General features: G+C 71.5%; 19 protein-coding genes. 10 read left to right on the top strand and 9 right to left on the bottom strand.

The window, feature by feature from the left end; all coding sequences use genetic code 11:
- Positions 1-15 precede the first annotated feature (15 nt).
- From IE317_RS12430 to IE317_RS12420, 3 genes are read right to left on the bottom strand one after another with little or no spacing between them, the layout of a single operon-like run.
- A complete protein-coding gene (locus tag IE317_RS12430; RefSeq protein ID WP_191309490.1) occupies positions 16-840 on the bottom strand; it encodes a carbohydrate ABC transporter permease in 825 nt (274 codons plus the stop codon).
- Positions 840-1,811 carry a carbohydrate ABC transporter permease gene (locus IE317_RS12425; RefSeq protein WP_191309488.1) on the bottom strand — a complete coding sequence of 324 codons (972 nt, stop codon included), beginning with the start codon at positions 1,809-1,811 and terminating at the stop codon, positions 840-842. Before IE317_RS12425 ends, IE317_RS12430 begins: the two co-directional genes overlap by 1 nt.
- Entirely contained in the window at positions 1,808-3,103 is a 1,296-nt protein-coding gene (locus IE317_RS12420) for an extracellular solute-binding protein (RefSeq protein WP_191309486.1), read from the bottom strand. The genes IE317_RS12425 and IE317_RS12420 overlap by 4 nt, the downstream gene beginning before the upstream one ends.
- A gap of 135 nt (positions 3,104-3,238) precedes the next feature.
- Here IE317_RS12420 and IE317_RS12415 point away from each other — a divergent pair, with 135 nt between their 5' ends.
- The 4 genes from IE317_RS12415 (at position 3,239) to IE317_RS12400 (ending at position 8,819) form a co-directional block, all read left to right on the top strand.
- Entirely contained in the window at positions 3,239-4,249 is a 1,011-nt protein-coding gene (locus IE317_RS12415) for a LacI family DNA-binding transcriptional regulator (RefSeq protein ID WP_229902667.1), read from the top strand.
- Positions 4,250-4,296: 47 nt separating this feature from the next.
- Complete coding sequence (locus IE317_RS12410) at positions 4,297-6,594, top strand: beta-xylosidase/alpha-l-arabinosidase (RefSeq protein ID WP_191309484.1); 2,298 nt, start codon at positions 4,297-4,299, stop codon at positions 6,592-6,594.
- 11 nt (positions 6,595-6,605) lie between these two features.
- Positions 6,606-7,817 (top strand): SGNH/GDSL hydrolase family protein, encoded by a 1,212-nt coding sequence (locus IE317_RS12405; protein WP_191309483.1) that lies wholly within the window; start codon positions 6,606-6,608, stop codon positions 7,815-7,817.
- Between the two features lie 222 nt (positions 7,818-8,039).
- Positions 8,040-8,819: an Asp23/Gls24 family envelope stress response protein gene (locus tag IE317_RS12400; RefSeq protein ID WP_191309481.1), complete on the top strand. Its 780-nt coding sequence runs from the start codon at positions 8,040-8,042 to the stop codon at positions 8,817-8,819.
- A gap of 39 nt (positions 8,820-8,858) precedes the next feature.
- On the opposite strand, the gene IE317_RS12395 is transcribed toward IE317_RS12400, so the two are convergent.
- The 5 genes from IE317_RS12395 to IE317_RS12375 form a co-directional block, all read right to left on the bottom strand.
- Positions 8,859-9,407, bottom strand: a complete 549-nt coding sequence (locus IE317_RS12395; protein WP_191309479.1) for a dihydrofolate reductase family protein — start codon at positions 9,405-9,407, stop codon at positions 8,859-8,861.
- Between the two features lie 98 nt (positions 9,408-9,505).
- Positions 9,506-9,967 (bottom strand): hypothetical protein, encoded by a 462-nt coding sequence (locus tag IE317_RS12390; RefSeq protein ID WP_229902666.1) that lies wholly within the window; start codon positions 9,965-9,967, stop codon positions 9,506-9,508.
- A 2-nt stretch (positions 9,968-9,969) separates the two neighbouring features.
- Positions 9,970-10,611, bottom strand: coding sequence for a hypothetical protein (locus IE317_RS12385; RefSeq protein WP_191309478.1), 642 nt, complete (start codon positions 10,609-10,611; stop codon positions 9,970-9,972).
- Positions 10,608-10,745, bottom strand: coding sequence for a hypothetical protein (locus tag IE317_RS12380; RefSeq protein ID WP_191309476.1), 138 nt, complete (start codon positions 10,743-10,745; stop codon positions 10,608-10,610). Before IE317_RS12380 ends, IE317_RS12385 begins: the two co-directional genes overlap by 4 nt.
- A 352-nt stretch (positions 10,746-11,097) precedes the next feature.
- The gene (locus tag IE317_RS12375) at positions 11,098-12,708 is read right to left on the bottom strand and encodes a phosphoenolpyruvate--protein phosphotransferase (protein WP_191309475.1); all 1,611 of its coding nucleotides are present in this window, start codon (positions 12,706-12,708) and stop codon (positions 11,098-11,100) included.
- A gap of 103 nt (positions 12,709-12,811) precedes the next feature.
- On the opposite strand from IE317_RS12375, the gene IE317_RS12370 reads away from it, so the two are divergent.
- Genes IE317_RS12370 through IE317_RS12350 form a run of 5 tightly spaced genes read left to right on the top strand, consistent with a single transcriptional unit; the run spans position 12,812 to position 16,707 of the window.
- Positions 12,812-13,573, top strand: a complete 762-nt coding sequence (locus IE317_RS12370; RefSeq protein WP_191309473.1) for a DeoR/GlpR family DNA-binding transcription regulator — start codon at positions 12,812-12,814, stop codon at positions 13,571-13,573.
- On the top strand, positions 13,570-14,514 hold the full coding sequence (gene pfkB, locus IE317_RS12365) for a 1-phosphofructokinase (RefSeq protein WP_191309471.1): 945 nt from the start codon (positions 13,570-13,572) through the stop codon (positions 14,512-14,514). Before IE317_RS12370 ends, pfkB begins: the two co-directional genes overlap by 4 nt.
- Positions 14,511-14,963 carry a PTS sugar transporter subunit IIA gene (locus IE317_RS12360; protein WP_191309469.1) on the top strand — a complete coding sequence of 151 codons (453 nt, stop codon included), beginning with the start codon at positions 14,511-14,513 and terminating at the stop codon, positions 14,961-14,963. The genes pfkB and IE317_RS12360 overlap by 4 nt, the downstream gene beginning before the upstream one ends.
- A 2-nt stretch (positions 14,964-14,965) precedes the next feature.
- On the top strand, positions 14,966-16,417 hold the full coding sequence (locus tag IE317_RS12355; protein WP_191309468.1) for a PTS fructose transporter subunit IIC: 1,452 nt from the start codon (positions 14,966-14,968) through the stop codon (positions 16,415-16,417).
- Positions 16,418-16,428: 11 nt separating this feature from the next.
- The gene (locus IE317_RS12350; protein ID WP_191309466.1) at positions 16,429-16,707 is read left to right on the top strand and encodes an HPr family phosphocarrier protein; all 279 of its coding nucleotides are present in this window, start codon (positions 16,429-16,431) and stop codon (positions 16,705-16,707) included.
- Between the two features lie 54 nt (positions 16,708-16,761).
- Here IE317_RS12350 and IE317_RS12345 read toward each other — a convergent pair whose 3' ends face one another.
- The gene (locus IE317_RS12345; RefSeq protein ID WP_191309463.1) at positions 16,762-17,316 is read right to left on the bottom strand and encodes a TetR/AcrR family transcriptional regulator; all 555 of its coding nucleotides are present in this window, start codon (positions 17,314-17,316) and stop codon (positions 16,762-16,764) included.
- Between the two features lie 80 nt (positions 17,317-17,396).
- On the opposite strand from IE317_RS12345, the gene IE317_RS12340 reads away from it, so the two are divergent.
- Complete coding sequence (locus IE317_RS12340) at positions 17,397-18,266, top strand: NAD(P)H-binding protein (protein WP_191309461.1); 870 nt, start codon at positions 17,397-17,399, stop codon at positions 18,264-18,266.
- Positions 18,267-18,271: the final 5 nt, after the last annotated feature.

Genomic DNA, 18,271 nt, shown 5'->3' with positions numbered 1-18,271 from the left:
GGCAGACCTCCTGAGTCAGCCCTTCACGGATCCGGTCAGCCCGCCGACGATGCGCCGTTCGGCGAGCACGAAGAACGCGAGCGCCGGGATCGCCGACAGGGCGGTGAACGCGAGCACCCTGGCGGTGTCCTGGGAGAACTGGGACTGGAACATCGCGACGCCGAGCGGGAGCGTGAAGTGCCCGGAGTCGTTGAACACCAGCAGCGGCAGCAGGTAGGCGTTCCAGCTGGTGACGAAGGCCAGCACGGCGACCGTGGTCAGCGCGGGCGTCGACAGCGGCAGCAGGATCCGCCAGAAGAACCCGAGCCTGGTGGCGCCGTCGAGCACGGCGGCGTCCTCGATCTCGCCCGGGATGGCGTGCATGAACGGCCGCAGGATCACGATCGTCACCGGCAGGGAGAACGCCGCCTCGGGGATCGCGACGCCCCAGAAGCTCTCCAGCATGCCCAGCTGACGCAGCCACAGGTACAGCGGCAGCGTCGCCACCGTCAGCGGGAACAGCAGACCGATGGTGAACAGCGTGTACAACGCCTCCCGGCCCTTGAACTGGTACCGCGAGAGGGCGTACCCGGCCATCGACCCGAGCGCGACGGCGAGCGCGGTCGCGATCACGGCGATCAGCGCGCTGTTGCCCAGGAACGTCCAGAACGCGCTCGAACCCAGGACCGAGGCGTAGTTGTCGGTCACCCACGGGCCGGGCAGCCCGGCCGGGTCGGTGTTGATCTGGGCGTTGGTGCGGAACCCGCCGAGCACGACGAACAGCAACGGCACGACTGTCACGCCGACGATGACGATCGCCGCGAGGTAGCCCATCGACAGGCCGAACTTGCCGGACCGCATCAGCCCACCATTCTGGTCAGGGCGCCCTGGGTGTCCCGACGGAGCGCGAACCGCTGGTACAGCAGGGCGAACAGGAAGCAGATGACGAAGAGGATCACCGCCACCGCCGAACCGAACCCGAACTCGTAGCGTTTGAAGCCGTGGTCGATCAGGTAGGTCGCCATCGTCGTCGAGGCGTTCGCCGGGCCGCCGGTGGTCATGATCCAGACGACGTCGAACAGCTGCAGCGAGCCGATCACCGAGAGGAAGATCCAGATCCGGATGGTCGGACCCAGCAGCGGCAGCACGACGTGCCGGGTGGTCTGCCACGCCGACGCGCCGTCGAGCGCCGCGGCCTCGCGCAGTTCGGCCGGCACGCCCTGCAGGCCGGCGAGCAGCAGGATGATGCCGAAGCCGATGTACTTCCAGGTGATCACCGCGAACAGCGTGTAGAGCACGATGCCCGGGTCGGCCAGCCAGTTGTGGATCAGCCCGCCGAGCCCGGCGCTCTTGAGCACCTGGTCGGCGAAGCTGTTCGGCTGCAGCATGAGCGACCAGATGACCGCGGTGATCGCCTCGGACAGCACGTAGGGGGCGAACACCAGGGCGCGCAGCACGGCGCGGCCCCGCAGCTTCCGGTTGAGCAGCATCGCCAGCCCGATCGACAGCGGCAGCTGCACCACGATCGACAGCCCGGCGATGATCAGGTTGTGCACGATGGCGCCCTGGAACACCGTGCCGTTGAACGCGTCGGCGTAGTTGTCGAAGCCCACGAAGTCGTCGAGCGCGCCGAAGCCGTTCCACTTGAACAGGCTGTAGAAGGCGGCGATGCCGATCGGAACCAGGACGAACCCGGCGAACACCAGCAGGGCCGGCCCGAGCAGCACCGCCAGCTCCAGGCGTTTGCCGAGGCCGGAGCGTTTCGCCCGGGCGCGGACCGCCGGCGCGGGCGGCCGCGCCGCCGCCCGCGCCGGAGTCGTCGCCGTGGTCACTTGTTGCCCGCCGCGGCCTGGTTGACGGCGGTCACGATGCCTTCGGGGGTGCCCTGGCCGGCGAACATGTTGGCCACCGCGTCGTTCAGCGCGGCGCCGACCGCCGTCGGGAAGGCCCGGTCGAAGTACATCTGCACGTACGGCGCCTTCGTGCCGTAGTCGTTGACCTGTCGGAGCACGTCGGTCTTCAGCGACTTCGCGGCCGCGGCGTTCACGGGCAGGCCGGTCCCCTTCGCGGCGAGCTCGGTCTGCACCGGCTCGCTGACCAGGTACTGCAGGAAAGCCGTGCAGGCCTTCGACGCGCGGGTGGTGCAGGCGAAACCATCACCGCCGCCGAGCGCGGCCGCCGGGTCGCCCTGCCCGCCGGCCACGGTCGGGAACGGGAACCAGCCGATCTTCGAGTCCAGGTCCTTGTCCTCGGTCAGCGACGACATCGTGCCGGGCTCCCAGTCGCCCTGCAGTTCCATCGCGGCCTTGCCGTTGGCGACGAGGCCGGCGGAGCTGCCCGCGCCTTGCTGGGCGGGCGTGCCGGCGAACCCGGTCTGGAACGGTTCGGTGGCCAGGAAGTTCTTGAGGTCCTGCCCGGCCTTCGTCCAGCACGGGTCCTCGAGCTTGACCGCCTTCACCGACTGCTGGAGCACCGCGGTCGAGCATTCGCGGATGGCGAAGTAGTTGAAGTAGAAGGCATCCGGCCAGCGGTCCTTCCCGCCGACCGAGATCGGCGCGATGTTCTTGGCCTTCAGCGCCGTGACGGCGGCGTTCAGCTCGTCCATGGTCTTGGGCGGGGTGGTGATTCCCGCCTGCTCGAACAGGTCCTTGCGGTACCAGAAGCCGACGAAGTGCTGCGTGAACGGCACGCCGTACTGCTTGCCGTCGACCTGCCACTTCTCGCCGAACTTGCCGGTGGCCTGCTCGATCCACGACTTGGTGTCGCCGGTGATGTCGGCGACCTTGCCCGAGGTGATCTGCCCGGCCAGGTCGCCCGCGCCCCAGGACTGGTAGATGTCCGGCGGCTCGGGGGACTGCAGGGCGAGCGGCACCTTCGTGTTGAAGTCCTCGTTCTGCAGCGGCTGGGCCTTGATCGTGACTTCGGGGTGCGCCTTCTGGTAGTCGGCGACGACCTGTGCCCAGACCGACTTGATCGGATCGGTGGTGCCGTTGTGCCACCAGGTCAACGTGACCGGGCCGCTCGGCTGAGCGGGGGTTTCGTTCCCCCCGCTGCACGCGGAGAGCGCGAACGGGGCGATGGCCGCCAGGGCGGCGAGAACGGCGATCCGGCGTTTCACAAACATCGTGGGTCCACTCCTGACAGCTTCGGCCGAGTTGGACGGGGCGGCTTCCGCGCCCGGGTTGGCGAAGAGTCTGCTCCCGGGACAAATGCCGTGTCAATCGTTGTCGATAACGTTTTCTATGGTTAGTCTGAGCCGATGCAGCCCAGTTCCAGGGTGACCATCCGTGACGTCGCCGCTCGGGCCGGCGTCTCGGTGGCCACGGTTTCGAAGGTGATCAACGAGCGCTACGGCGTCTCCGCCGCGACGCTCGCGCGAGTCCGCGCCGTGATCGAAGAGCTCGGGTACGAAGCGAGCCTGGTGGCGCAGAGCCTGAGAAACCACCGGACGAACGTCATCGGCATCCTGGTCGCCGACCTGGAGCCGTTCTCGACGGAGCTGCTCAAGGGCGCGGCGGACGCCATCCGCGGCAGCGGTTTCGAGCTCGTCGTCTACTCCGCGGGCGGGCGCACCGGGGATCCGCTGGGCTGGGAGAAGCGTTATCTGTCCCGGCTGAGCGGCACCCTGGTCGACGGCGCCGTGCTGGTCACCCCCACCGTTTCGCTGGATGTCGTCCCGGGCACGCCGGTCGTCGCCGTCGACCCGCACACCGGGCCGTCGCACCTGCCGACCATCGACTCCGACAACCTGCGCGGGGCCCAGCTGGCCACCGAGCACCTCCTCGACCTGGGGCACCGGCGGATCGCCTTCCTCGCCGGCCGGCCGGACCTGCAGTCGGCCGAACTGCGGAAAACGGGGTACCTGCGGGCGTTGACGGCCGCGGGCATCACCCCGGACGAAGACCTGATCCGGATCGGCGCCTACGACCCGGAGGTCTCCGCGGCCTCGGCGCACGCCCTGCTGACCGGGCCGGACCGGCCGACGGCGGTGTTCGCCGCGAACGACATCTCGGCCATCGCGACCGTGGACGCGGCCCGCGAGCTCGGGCTGGCCGTGCCCGACGACCTTTCCGTGGTGGGCTTCGACAACGTGCCCGAGTCGGCGCTCTGCAGCCCGCCGCTGACCACTGTGGACCAGCCGATCCGCGAGATGGGCCACCGCGCCATCCGCATGCTCATCGCGCTGATCAACGGCGACGAGGTCGAGCGGACCCACGTCACGCTCGACACCGGCCTGGTGGTGCGGCACTCCACCCGCGCACTCCCCTGAACCGTTTCCCCTTCCCCACTCCTCCCCAGACGAAGGGCGGACCAGCCTTGACCACGCAGCCCACCACGGCCGGAGAGCCGTGGCGCGACCCCGCGGCCGACCCGGGCGAACGCGTCCGGGCCCTGATGGCCCGGATGACCCTGCGCGAGAAGCTCGCCCAGCTCTACGGGGTCTGGGTCGGCATCGACTCCGGCGGCGAGATGGCGCCGCACCAGCACGAGTTCGTCGACGCGGCGGTGGACTTCGACGACCTGGTCCGCCACGGCATCGGGCAGCTGACCCGCGCCTTCGGCACCCGGCCGGTCGACCCGGTGATCGGCGCGCACAGCCTCGCGCGCACCCAGCGGCAGATCGTCGCCAGTGGCCGGTTCGGGATTCCCGCGGTGGTGCACGAAGAATGCCTGACCGGGCTGGCCGCGTGGCAGGCGACGATCTACCCGGCGCCGCTGTCGTGGGGCGCGACCTTCGACCCGGACCTGGTGCGCCGGATGGGGGCGAAGATCGGGCGGACCATGCGCGAACTGGGCGTGCACCAAGGGCTCGCCCCGGTCCTCGACGTGGCCCGCGACCTGCGCTGGGGCCGGGTCGAGGAGACCATCGGCGAGGACCCCTACCTGGTCGGCACGATCGGCAGCGCGTACGTCGCCGGGCTCGAATCCTCCGGCATCGTCGCCACGCTGAAGCACTTCGTCGGGTACTCCGCCTCGCGCGCCGGGCGCAACCTCGCACCGGTTTCGGCCGGCCCGCGGGAGATCGCCGACGTCCTGCTGCCCCCGTTCGAGCTGGCGCTGCGCGCGGGCGCCCGGTCGGTGATGAACGCCTACACCGACACCGACGGTCTTCCGTCCGCCGCCGACCCGAGCCTGCTGACCGACCTGCTGCGGGACACCTACGGGTTCGACGGCACGGTGGTCGCCGACTACTTCTCGGTGGCGTTCCTGCACCGCCTGCACGGTGTCGCCGCCGACCGCGCCGACGCCGCCCGGCAGGCGCTCACCGCGGGCATCGACGTCGAGCTGCCGACCATGGACTGCTACGGCGAGCCGCTGCTCGCCGCGGTGGAAGGGGGCGCGGTCGATGTCGCCGCCGTCGACCGCGCCCTCGAACGGGTGCTGCGTCAGAAGTGTGAACTGGGGCTGCTCGACGCCGATTGGGCGCCCGAGGTCCCCGAGGAGATCGACCTCGACGACGCCGAGTCGCGAGCGCTGGCGCGTGAGGTGGCCGAGCGCTCGATCGTGCTGCTGCACAACGACGGCACGCTTCCGCTCTCCCCCGGGAGCCGGGTCGCGGTGGTGGGGCCGCGGGCGGACACGCCCGGCGCGATGCTCGGCTGCTACTCCTTCCCGCTGCACGTCGGCGTGCACCACCCCGACGTCCCGTTCGGCGTCTCGGTGCCGACCGTGCTCGAGGCGCTGGGCTCGGCCTACGACGTGACCTACGCACTGGGCTGCCCGGTCACCGGCGGGGACGACGAAGGGATCGCCGAAGCGGTGGCGGCCTGCGCGGACGCGTCGGTGTGCGTGGCCGTGCTGGGCGACCGGGCCGGGCTGTTCGGCGGCGGGACGTCCGGCGAAGGCTGCGACGCGGCCGACCTGCGGCTGCCGGGCCGTCAGGAGGAGTTGCTCGACGCCCTGCTCGACACCGGCAAGCCGGTGGTGGTGGTCCTGCTCTCCGGGCGGCCGTACGAGCTGTCCCGGCAGCTGCCGCGGCTGGCCGCGGTCGTCTGCGGCTTCTACCCCGGCGAAGAAGGCGCGGGCGCGCTGGCTGACGTCCTCAGTGGCCGGATCAACCCGGCCGGCCGGCTGCCGGTGAGCTTCCCGGCGGCCGGGGCGAGCCAGCCGTCGACCTACCTCGCCGCGCCGCTCGGCCGGCGCAGCGAGGTGTCCACAGTGGATCCCTCACCGCTGTTCCCGTTCGGGCACGGGCTGTCCTACGCGCCGGCGACCTGGCTGGACGTCAGCGCCACGGGCTCGCTGTGGCCGACCGACGGCGTCTGCCGGGTGCGAGTCACGCTGCGCAACGACCACGGGCGCGAGACGTCCGAAGTCGTGCAGGTCTACCTGCACGACCCGGTGGCCGAAGTGGCGCGGCCGGAGCGTCAGCTCATCGCCGCCCGCCGGGTTTCGCTGCCGCCGGGGCAGACCTGCGTCCTGGAGATCGCCCTGCACGCCGACCTGACGTCCTACACCGGACGGGCGTGGCAGCGCCAGGTCGACCCCGGTGACGTCGAGCTGCGGGTCGGCACCTCGAGTGAACAGATCTTCGCGACCCTGCACTGCACGCTGACCGGGCCACGCCGCGTCGTCGGCGCCGACCGGGTCCTGACCCCGGAGTTCTCGTTGTGAAACGTCCTCTGGTGATCTCCTTCCTGGCCGTGCTGACCGTGCTGTTCGTGGGCGCGTCCGCCCGGCCCGCGCCTTCGCACTGGGTGGCGACGTGGACGTCGATGCCCCAGTTGACCGAGCCGGGCAACCTGCCCCCGGCCCCGTTCACCGGCACCGACCGGGTGCTCGACAACGCGTCGCTGCGCGAGACGGCGCAGGTGACGGTCGGCGGCCCGCGGATCCGGTTGCGGTTCTCCAACGCCTTCGGCGGGGCACCGCTGCCGCTGACCGCGGTGTCGGTCGCGCGCCCGGTGTCCGGGGCGGCCGGCGTCTCCTCCGTGGTTCCGGGCAGCGTCCTTCCGGTGACCTTCCACGGCAAGCCGTCCACGACGGTCCCGCAGGGTGCCCAGGTCGTGTCCGACCCGCTGCCCTTCCCGGTGCGGTCGCTGGAGAACATCGCCGTGACGGCGTACCTGGCGCACGGGCAGGCTTCGACGTCGATCACCTCGCACCCCGGCTCCCGCACGACGTCGTACCTGCTCTCCGGCAACCACGTCTCCGATCTCGAGCTGCCGGGCGCGACCCCGGTCGACCACTGGTACTTCCTCAGCGGCATCGAGGTGCTGTCCCCGGCGTCCGCGGTGGCGGTGATCGGCGACTCCATCTCCGACGGCCGCGGCTCGACGACCAACGGCAACAACCGCTGGCCGAACGTGCTGGCCGCACGCCTGCACGGCGTGTCCGTGGTCAACCAGGCGGCCGGCGGCAACCGCGTCCTGCAGGACGGCCTCGGCCCCAACGTGCTGGCCCGCCTGGACCGCGATCTGCTGTCCACGAGCGGGGTTTCGTGGGCGATCGTGTTCGAGGGCGTCAACGACATCGGCACGGCCACCCCGGCGGCCGCGGACGAGGTGGCGACGCAGCTGATCGACGCGTACGACCAGATCATCGTCCGTGCGCACGCCCAGGACATCCGCGTGTACGGCGCGACGATCACGCCGTTCGGCGGCAACACCGGCTACGACGACCCGGCGCGCGAGGAGGCCCGCCAGCGGGTCAACGCGTGGATCCGCCAGCCGGGCCACTTCGACGCACTGCTGGACTTCGACAAGGTGACCCGCGACCCCGCGAAGCCGTCCCAGCTGCTGCCCGCGTACGACGTCGGCGACCACCTGCACCTCAACCCGGCGGGTTACCAGGCACTGGGCTCGAGCGTTCCGGCCGGCCTTTTCCGGAACGACTAGAAATGTCCACTGGGCAAAAAGAAGGCAATTCAAGGACGTGATTCCCCCGCTTGATCACCGACCGCCGAACGCGGCCTGACGGACGGTGATCAGCCGGATATCTGTTGGGACACAAGCGAGTCTCGAAGGTGGGGGGGTCCGTGACGCACGTCACGGGCGCTCCCCTACCATGTCGCCGTCTGCTGTCCCCACAGGTAGTCGTCGCTCCCGGAAAGGGAAACCATGTCCGACGTCATCAACAGCATCTTCGGCCGCCCCCAGAACGAAACCGCCGGCTCGGGCGGGTACTCCTACGGCAGCGTCGAGCCCGAACCCGCGACCGAGGCGGCGGCCGTGGTCGAGGAGACCGATTCCGCACCCGAGGCGGACACCGCCACGGAAACCACCGGAGAATCCACCGAAGACACGGCGGAAGCCGGCGCGGACGTCACCGGGACCGACGAGGAGGCGGTCGCCGAGGACGCCGAAGAGGACGACACGGACGAGACCGAGGACGCTGCCGAAGCGGCGGACGACGAGCCGGTAGCGGAAGCTGTGGACACCGAAGCGGCGGACGAAGAGCCGATCGCCGAAACCGCCCCGGCGGCCGAAACCGTGGAGGCCGAGCCGGTTGCCGAAGCTGTCGAGGCGGAGCCCGTTGCGGAGCCGGCCGCCCCGATCGCGGTGACCGAGCCCGAAGCCGACGCGCCCGCGACCCGCCCCGCCCCGGGCAGCCGCGGCAGCACCACCGTGGCCGACGGCGTGGTCGGCAAGATCGTCACGCGGATCGCCGCGCAGACCGAGGGCGTGCACAGCGTCGCCGGCGACGGCATCACGGTCGAACTCGCCGACGAGGTCGCCTGGGTCACCATCCCCGTCGTGGTCGAGTTCGGGCACGCCGTGAAGGCGCTGGGCGAGCAGATCCGCGTCGCGGTGATCGACGCCGTCGAGCAGTACCTGGGTCTCGGCGTCGAGGTCGTCGACGTCCACGTCACCGACATCCACTTCCCCGAAGCGGGCTGATTCCCCGGGTGCCCGGTCGCGGACGCGGGGCCGGGCACCTTACCGCGCCCGGTAGCGCAGGTGCAGCACGTCGCGGTCTTCGAGGCGCCTGACGAGTTCGAGTTCCGCCTTCGTGCCGTCGAACAGCCGCCGTCCTTCTCCGAGGAGCACCGGGACGACGTGCAGTTCCAGCTCGTCCGGCTGATCCGCGGCCTGCAACACCTGCGCGGCACCGGCGCCGTGCACCATGACCGCGCGATCGCCCGCGGACGCACGTGCTTCTTCCGCCGCCGAGGTGAGGTCGGTGAAGAACCGCACGCTGCCGGGCGGGACGTCGGCGGGGTCGACGTGGTGGGTGAACTCGTGGATCGGCACGCCGTCGTGGTGGTCGCGGCCCCACCGGCCGGCCAGCTCGAAGGTGCGGCAGCGCGAGATGATCGCGCCCGTCGCCAGCGCTTCACGGTAGATCTGCGCGCTGGCGCCGTCCCCGTACCGGTCGTCCAGCCAGTTGAACAGCCGGCCACCACTGCGGCCCAGCTCCTGGCCGGGGCGGTCGTCCGGCCCGGTCACGAAATCGTCGAGGGACATCGTCATGTAAAGGCGGATCATCGGGAACTCCTCCGGTCGGTTTCGCTTCACCGACGCGTCGAACGAACCCTCCCGGATCGACAGCCCTCAGTCTTGTTTCGCCCGCACGATCACCTCTTTCAGCCGCAGCGGGCCGGCCGGGTGGGGGGACAAGCGCAGCGGCGTCGCCACCTGACGGAACCCGAAAGGCCATACCCTTCCACGTAGAACTGTGCGCGTTCGAGCCGCGAGATGTCCGCGACCGGACTGCGGTCGCGGCGCAGCGCCTCGGCCGTGTTCTCCCAGAACGCCTCGGCCGCGGTGACGTCGTCGAGGAAGAAGTCCCCGCGGGCGCGGTGGACCCGACGCCGGACGAGCCCGAGCAGATGGGTTTTGCCGACCCTTTCTGACCGCATATGACGAGCCCGATGGGGCTGGGCCCGTCGCGTCGCCGGCCCCAAGGCGTCGTGGATGCCGGTGTCGAGGGCGGCGAGCGACTCGGTGTGCAGACCGTCCATGTGGTACGGCGAGTCTCGCCAGACGTGGTCGCGGGTGTCCGCCCAGTCGAAGCTCAGCGTCGCGAGCGCTTTGAGCTCGTCCATCATCAGGTCTCGAAGGAGACGAAGTGGTTGTCCTCGCCGCCGATGCGGATCGCCGCCTCTTGATCGGCCGCGGTCAAGGCCTTGCGGTTGTCCTCCGGGACCAGGTGGACCTTCCCGGCGCGGCTCAGTTCCTTCAGCACGGCATCGACTTCAGCGGCTGGCGCGCCGAGTTTCGGCCGCAGGTCGACCAGCCCGACCCAGCCGCGTGGCTCCTTCACGAGCTCACGGTAGGCGGCCCGGACGCGGTCCTCCAGATCGGCGGGCGGTTTTCCGTTCGACCCGGGCGCCGGACCAAAGATCTGGTAGAGCCGCTTGTTCTCGCGCTGCAGGTACTCCCCCAGCCCGCCAAGGATCACGTACAGCGCCGTCGCCAGCGGGCTCTGACCGCGTTGCGGCGGCGGACCGCCCGCCGCGAGCTCGTTCTCGCACCAGGCCCAGCCACTGTCGCTCAGCACGTGGACGTAGCTCCGCCGCGGCCCGCTGCGGTCGCTGTCCACGTAGCCGAGCTTGTTCAGCCCCGTGCGTTCGGTGCCCGTGAGCGTGAAGCCGGTCACCTCCGCCAGCTCCTGGTTGGACACCTCGCGGCCCAGCACCATCAGCGTGAACATCGCCGCGGTCAGTCTGTGTCCCAAGCGGTCGGTCATCCGAGATCCTTCCGGTGGTCCGGCTTCGTCGTGGTCCGGGCGAGGGTGCGCATGAGCAGATCGATCGACCGGCGGGTGTCCGCGGCTACCGGGACTTCGACGACGCCGCCCGGGGAGTGGGGCTTGGCCACCACCGCCAGGTCCGCCGCCAGTTCTCTCGCGCGGACCTTGTCGCCCGCTTCGACGGCTGCCCGCAGGTCCGTCAGCAGCTCAACGCGGTGCGCACCTCCCGCCAGCTCGCGCCGGTGTGGACCTGGTCGTCGAAGAAACTCCGGACGTCACGGTAGAAGTTGCTGTCCAGCACTTCGGCCAGCCACGACAGAAAATATTTCGACCCACGCCGAAATGCCCCGGTTGGCGCGTTGATAGCTGATGAACACGTCGTACCCGTACACGCGTGCCTTCGCTCCTTCGCCGCTCCCCACCAGGCAACGATCATCCTAGACCGGGTCAGCGCGCCAGGAGAAGGTTCCGCGGCGTTCTTCGTCACCCCGCGGAACGCTCGGCCACCCGAACTGGCAATGGACGATCCGGCCGTGCCCCGGCGCGGCACGTCGCCAGGTCCACCTCACGCAACGCCGATCCCACGCCCGCCAGCGCCACCGCGTTCATCGACAACGACGTCACGCCCAAGCCCACCAGCACGGGCGCCAGGGCGGGATCCGCCGCCGCTTCGCCGCACACGCCCACCGGCTTTCCCGCCGCCGCACCGGCTTCCGCGACCATCCCCACCAGCCGCAGCAACGCCGGCTGGTCCGGGGCGTTCAACGCCGCCACCGCGCCCAGCTGGCGGTCCGCCGCGAAGACGTACTGCGTCAAGTCGTTCGTTCCCAGCGAAACGAAATCGACGACGGCGAGAATCGCGTCAGCGCACAACGCCGCCGCGGGAACCTCGATCATCACGCCCACCCGGGCGATGCCCGCCGCGCGGGCTCGCGACGCGAACCACTCGGCTTCCGCCGCCGTGGCCACCATCGGGGCCATCACCGACAGCTCGACCCCCGTGTCCGCGCCCGCGGCCGCGATCGCCGCGAGCTGGCGGTCCAGCAGCTCCGGGCGGTCGAACGCCACCCGCAGCCCCCGGACACCCAGTGCCGGATTGGGTTCCTCGCCCATCGGCAGGAACTCCAAGGGCTTGTCGGAACCTGCGTCCAGCGTGCGCACCACGACCGGCTTTCCCGCGAACGGCGCGAGAACTGCCGCATAAGCCGCCCGCTGCTCGGCCTCCGTCGGCTCGGAAGCGGCCGTGAGGTAACAGAATTCGGTGCGGAACAGTCCGACTCCTTCGGCACCGGCCGCGGCGGCGGCAGTGGCGTCCGCCGCCGATCCCAAGTTGGCCAGCAGCTTGACGCGGTGGCCGTCGGCGAGGCGGCCGACGCCGTCCCACTTCGGCCGGGCGGTCCGGGCCGACGCCCGGACGGTGCCGTCCGAGGGGAGCACCGTGCCCGCCGAACCGTCGACCGCGAGCCCCGGACTGTCCAGCTCGAGGACTCCGGCGCACGCCACCACCGCCGGGATTCCCAGCGCCCGCGCCAGGATCGCGGTGTGGCTCGTCGGGCCGCCTTCGGCCGTCACCAGCGCCAGGACCAGGTTCGGGTCGAGACCGGCGGTGTCGGCCGGGGCGAGGTCCCGCGCCACCAGCACGCTCGGCGAGGTCAGTTCCGGCACGCCGGGCGGGGCCACCCCCAGCAACGCGGCGACGATCCGGTCGCGGACGTCCGCGACGTCCCGCGCGCGTTCGGCCATGTAGCCGCCGGCGGCCCGCAGCGCCGCCATGAACTCCCCAGCCGCCTCCCACACCGCTCGCGGTGCCGGGAGCGAGCGCTCGAGGACGAGCTTCTCCGCGGACGCCGCCAACGCCGGATCGGCCGCCATCGCGGCCGTCGTCTCCAGCACCGACCGGGCATCTCCGGACACGGAACGGGCACGATCGGACAGCACTGCCGCCACCGAAGCCGTCGCCTGCCCGATCTTGCCCGCTTCGGCTTCGAGATTCGCAGGAGCGGGCGAAGAAGCGGGTTCCGGCAGGTCAGCGGCCACGAGGACGCGGGGACCGTCGACCCGGCCAGGACTGACACCGACTCCGGACAGTTGCATGGAAGGACCTCCTGGAGCAAGGGATCTCGTAACTGGGGATTGACAGTACGGTAACAACGGGCACAATCAAACGGCAACGGGCAAAAATCGGAGAGGAACGGGCATGTACGCCGCCGAACGGCACCAGCTCCTGGCGCAACGCGCACGACGCGACGGCCGCGTCGACGTCGGTGACGTCGCCGCCGAACTCGGTGTCGCCCCCGAGACCATCCGCCGCGACCTCGGCGTCCTCGAACGCCAGGGCGTGGTCCGCCGCGTCTACGGCGGCGCGGTCGCCGTCGAACGGCTCGACTTCGAACCCGAGGTCGCGCAGCGGGACCAGACCAACGCCGCGGAAAAGGACGCGATCGCCCGGGCCGCACTGGACCTGGTGCCCGACCGCGGCTCGATCCTGCTCGACGCGGGCACCACGACCAGCAGGCTCGCGACGATGCTGCCGGCCGACCGCGAACTCACGGTGATCACCAACTCGATCCCGGTCGCCTCCATCCTCGCCACCCGCCCGGGCATCACGCTGCACATCCTGGGCGGCCGGGTCCGGGGGACGACGCTCGCCGCGGTCGAGGCCTGGACGCTGCGCGCGCTCGAAGGCCTGCTCGTCGACGTCGCTTTCCTCGGCGCCAACGGCTTTTCGGCCGAGCACGGCTGCACGACACCGGACATGGCGGAGTCCGCCGTGAAGGCCGCCGTCGTCGCCGCGGCCCGCAAGCGGGTGCTGCTGGCCGACCACAGCAAGTACGGCACCGACCAGCTCAGCCGCTTCGCGCAGCTGGCCGAGATCGACGTGCTGGTCACCGACAGCGGCATCGACGCGGGCGTCGTGGCCGAACTCGAAGAGGCGGGCCCGGAGGTGGTGCTGGCGTGATCGTCACCGTGACCCCCAACCCGAGCCTCGACCGGACCGCGCGGCTGCCCGAGCTGCGCCGCGGCGAGGTGAACCGCGCCGAAGCGGTCCGGCTCGATCCCGGCGGCAAGGGCGTGAACGTCGCCCGCGCGCTGGCCGCCGCCGGGACCCCGACCGTCGCGCTGCTGCCCGCCGGCGGCCCGGTCGGCGAGCGGCTGGCCGACCTGCTCGCGCCCGAAGGCGTTCCGGTCGTCGCGGTGCCGATCGCCGGGTCGACCCGCAGCAACATCACGCTCGTCGAAGCCGACGGCACCACCACGAAGATCAACGAGCCGGGCCCGGAGATCTCCCCCGCCGAACTCGCCACCCTCGAACGCCGCGCCGTCGAACTGGCCGCGCGCGGCGAATGGCTGGTGTGCTGCGGAAGTCTCCCGGCCGGCGTGCCCGGCGACTTCTACGCGCGGCTGACGAAGCTCGCCCGCGAAGCCGGGGCGAAGGTCGCCGTGGACTCCTCCGGCGCGCCGCTGGCCGCCGCCTGCGCGGGCGGCCCGGACCTGCTCAAACCGAACCTCGACGAGCTCATCGAGCTCGCCGGGCGCCCGCTGCCCCGGCTCGGCGACGTCGTCGCGTTCTGCCGGGACCTGATCTCCGGCGGCGTCGGCCGCGTGCTGGTCAGCCTCGGGGCGCGCGGCGCGGTGCTCGTCGAGGAAACCGAAACGCACCACGCGCTCGGCCCGCTCGTGGCCGTGCGCAGCACCGTCGGCGCCGGAGACGCCGCACTCGCCGGGTTCCTCCACGCGGGCGGAACCGGCCCCCAAGCCCTGCGGACCGCGGTCGCCTACGGCACCGCCGCGGTCACGCAGGAGGGCAGCCGCATGCCCACCCCGCAGGACGTGCACCCCGACCAGGTGCGCGTGCTCGACGCCGACCCCACCTTCACCCTCAGCGGAGCCGCCGCATGACCACCCCAGACCTGATCACCGCCGACCTGGTCGACCTCGGCCTCGACGCGAGCGACAAGCAGGCCGCCGTGCGCGGCCTCGCGCAGCGGCTCGTCGAGGCCGGGCGGGTGACCGACCTCGACCTGTTTCTGAAGGACGTCGCCGCCCGCGAGGAGCAGATGGCCACCGGGCTCGAAGGCGGCATCGGCATCCCGCACTGCCGCTCGGCCGCGGTCACCGCGCCGACGCTGGCGTTCGGCCGCAGCGAATCGGGCATCGACTTCGGCGCACCGGACGGCCCGGCGAAGCTGATCTTCCTCATCGCCGCACCGGAAGGCGGCGGCAGCGACCACCTCAAGGTCCTGGCCGCCCTCGCCCGGCGGCTGGTCCGGGCGGAGTTCAAGCAGAACCTGCTGGACGCCGCCGACCCCGCCGCCCTCGCCGCATACATCCGCCAGGAGGTGGCCTGATCATGAAGTTCGTCGCCATCACCGCCTGCCCCACCGGCATCGCCCACACCTACATGGCGGCCGAGTCGCTGGAGCAGACCGCCAAGGCCAACGGCGACGAGATCGTCGTCGAGACGCAGGGTTCCGCGGGCTCCGAGCCGCTGTCCGCCGAGGACATCGCGAGCGCGGACGCCGTCATCTTCGCCGCGGACCTCGCCGTGCAGGGCCGGGACCGCTTCGCCGGGAAGCCGATCGTCGAGGCGCCGGTCAAGGCCGCGATCAACGACGCCGCCGGGCTGTTCGAACGCGCCAAGGCCGCGGCCCGCGAGCCCGTCGCCGCCGCGCCCGCCACCCCGGAGCTCACCTCGAAGGTCGGCGCGAACGACAAGACCGGCACCAAGATCCGCCAGTGGCTGATGACCGGCGTCAGCTACCTCATCCCGTTCGTCGCCGCGGGCGGGTTGCTCATCGCGTTGAGTTTCGCGCTGGGCGGCTACCAGATCGTCGACGCGCCGAAGGTCACCGAGCACTTCGACGCCGGTTCGGTGGCCGGCTGGGCCGCGCTGATGTTCCAGATCGGCAGTGCGGCGTTCGACTTCCTGGTGCCGGTGCTGGCCGGGTTCATCGCCTTCGCGATGGCCGACCGCCCGGCCATCGCGCCCGGTTTCGTGGGTGGCGCGATCGCCGTCACCGTGAGTGCCGGCTTCCTCGGCGGCCTGGTCGCCGGTCTGCTGGCCGGTGGCGTCGTCCTGGCGCTGAAGAAGATCCAGGTGCCGAAGGCGATGCGCGGGATCATGCCGGTGGTGGTCTACCCGCTGCTCGGGTCCATTGTGGTCGGTGTGCTGATGTACGTGGTGGTCGGCAAGCCGATCGCGGCCGCCACGACCGGGCTCACCAGCTGGCTCAACAGCCTCAGCGGCGTCAGCGCCCTGCTGCTGGGCGCCCTGCTCGGCCTGATGATGGCGTTCGACATGGGCGGCCCGGTCAACAAGGCGGCGTACGCCTTCGCGGTCGGCGGCCTGACCACCGGCGCGACGGCGTCGCTGCAGATCATGGCCGCGGTGATGGCCGCGGGCATGGTGCCGCCGCTGGCGCTCGCGCTGGCGTCCACGGTCCGCAAGAAGCTGTTCACCGAGGCCGAGCGCGAGAACGGCCGGGCGGCCTGGCTGCTCGGGGCGTCGTTCATCACCGAGGGCGCGATCCCGTTCGCGGCGGCGGACCCGTTCCGCGTGATCCCGTCGATCATGCTCGGCTCGGCCGTCACCGGATCGCTGTCGATGGCGTTCGGCGCGACGCTGCGCGCCCCGCACGGCGGGATCTTCGTCGTCCCGCTGATCGGCAACCCGCTGTTGTTCCTGGTCGCGCTGATCGCCGGGACGCTGGTCGCCGCCGGGTCGGTGATCGCGCTCAAGCAGGCGCGCTTCCGGGCGGCCGAACGCTCGGCCGTCGTCTCCGGTCAGCCTGTGAACGCGTGAAGGAGTCCACTGTGTACCAACGCCGCACGCTCGTCGCCAGCAGCGTCGGGCTCCACGCCCGGCCCGCGGGCCTGGTCGCCCGCACCGCGGCCGACCAGCCCGCGAAGGTTCGTATCGCGAAGATCACCGGAAGCGTCGCGGGCGACCCGGTCGACGCGGCCAGCGTCCTCGGCTTGATGACCCTGGGCGCGGCCCACGGGGACGAGGTCGAACTGACCGCCGAGGGCGACCACGCACAGGCGTCGGTCGACGCACTGGCCGAACTGATCGCCCAGGACCTGGACGCCTAGCCCGCGGGAGCGGGACGAGGGCGCGGCACGCCGGTGCCGCGCCCTCGCGCGTTTTCAGGCCCGGATGCCCTCGAACTGGAGTTCGATCTGCCGTCGCCACTGGCCGGCGCTCGTCATGTTAGCCATCGCCGCGCGGGTGATGAGGACGAAGTCCCCGGGCCGGAAGTCGGCTCGCAGCCGGCCGGCGTCGACCGCCCGGCGCACGATGCGCTCGACGATGGCCGAGAACGCGGCTTTCTGGTCTTCGATGTCACCCCAGCTCGGTTCTTCCGGCCCGAGGAGCGCGAACCGGAACGCCGCGTCGGGCTCCGCTGCTTCCAGATAGCCGTAAAGCAGCGCCTCGAACGCCGCCCACGGGTCCCCGGCCTCCTCGGCGGCCTGGGCCAGGACGGTCATCTCCTCGAACCGGCGGCCGATGATCGCCGCGCGCAAGGCCTGCTTGTCGGCGAAGTGCCGGTACAGGGTGCCGACGCCCAGCCCCGCGCGGTCGGCGATCTCCTCCATCTGGACGGCGTCGCCCCGCCGGGCGAACAGGTCGCCGGCGGCGTCGAGGATGGCGTCGCGGTTGCGCCGGGCGTCGGCGCGCAGCACACGTCGGGAAGCGGTCATGGTGGGCCCAGCGTACTTGACGGCGCGCCGCACCGGGTTATATTCGGAAGCGGAATTCACCTTCATGTTCAGGAGCTCCCATGATCGTCGTGACCACCCCGACCGGGCAGGTCGGCCACCGTCTCGTCCGGCACCTGCTCGCCGCGGGAAGCGAGGTCAAGGTCGTCGTCCGGGACGCCACCCGCCTCGAAGCCGACGTCCGCACGCAGGTCGAGGTGGTCGAGGGAGCCCACGACGACCCGGCCGTGCTCGACGCGGCGCTTCCCGGCGCCGACGCGGTGTTCTGGCTGGTCCCGCCCAACCCCGCCGCGGCGAGCGCACACGAGCACTACCTCGGCTTCGCCCGCGCCGGCCGTGCCGCTGTCCGCCGCCACGACGTGGGCCACGTCGTCGGCGTGAGCAGCGCGGGACACGGCTGGGCCAAGCCGGCGGGCGTGCTCTCCGCGGCCTTCGCCATGGACGCCGAGCTGGAGGAGTCGGGCGCCGCCTACCGCGCGGTGTCCCCGCCGTTCTACCTGGAGAACCTGCTCGGGCAGCTCGCCTCGATGCGCGAGCGGGGCACGTTCTTCCTGACCTGCGCCGGCGACCGGCCGCTGGCCACGATCGCCACCCGCGACATCGCCGCCACCGCCGCGGGCCTGCTGACGGACCTCTCGTGGACCGGCCAGGAGGACGTCCCGCTGTTCGGCCCCGACCGGCTCACCCCGGACGGCATGGCCGGGGTGCTGAGCGAGGAACTCGGCCGGCCGATCCGCTACCAGCGCATCGCCTTGGCCGACTTCGCCGCGATGCGACGGGCCCAGGGGGCGAGCGAACGGGTGGTCGCGGACGCGGTCGAGATGTTCGCGGCGCAGGACGAGGGTATCTACGACGCGGACTGGGCGAAGGCGGCGATCGCGCCGACGAGCTTCCGGACGTGGTGCCGGGAGGTGCTGAAGCCGGCGTTCTGACCGGA

The sequence above is a fragment of the Amycolatopsis bullii genome (genome assembly GCF_014654205.1).
Lineage (GTDB): Bacteria > Actinomycetota > Actinomycetes > Mycobacteriales > Pseudonocardiaceae > Amycolatopsis > Amycolatopsis plumensis.
Note: the sequence above shows the minus strand (reverse complement) of the source record. Positions and strands in the feature narration are given on the sequence as shown.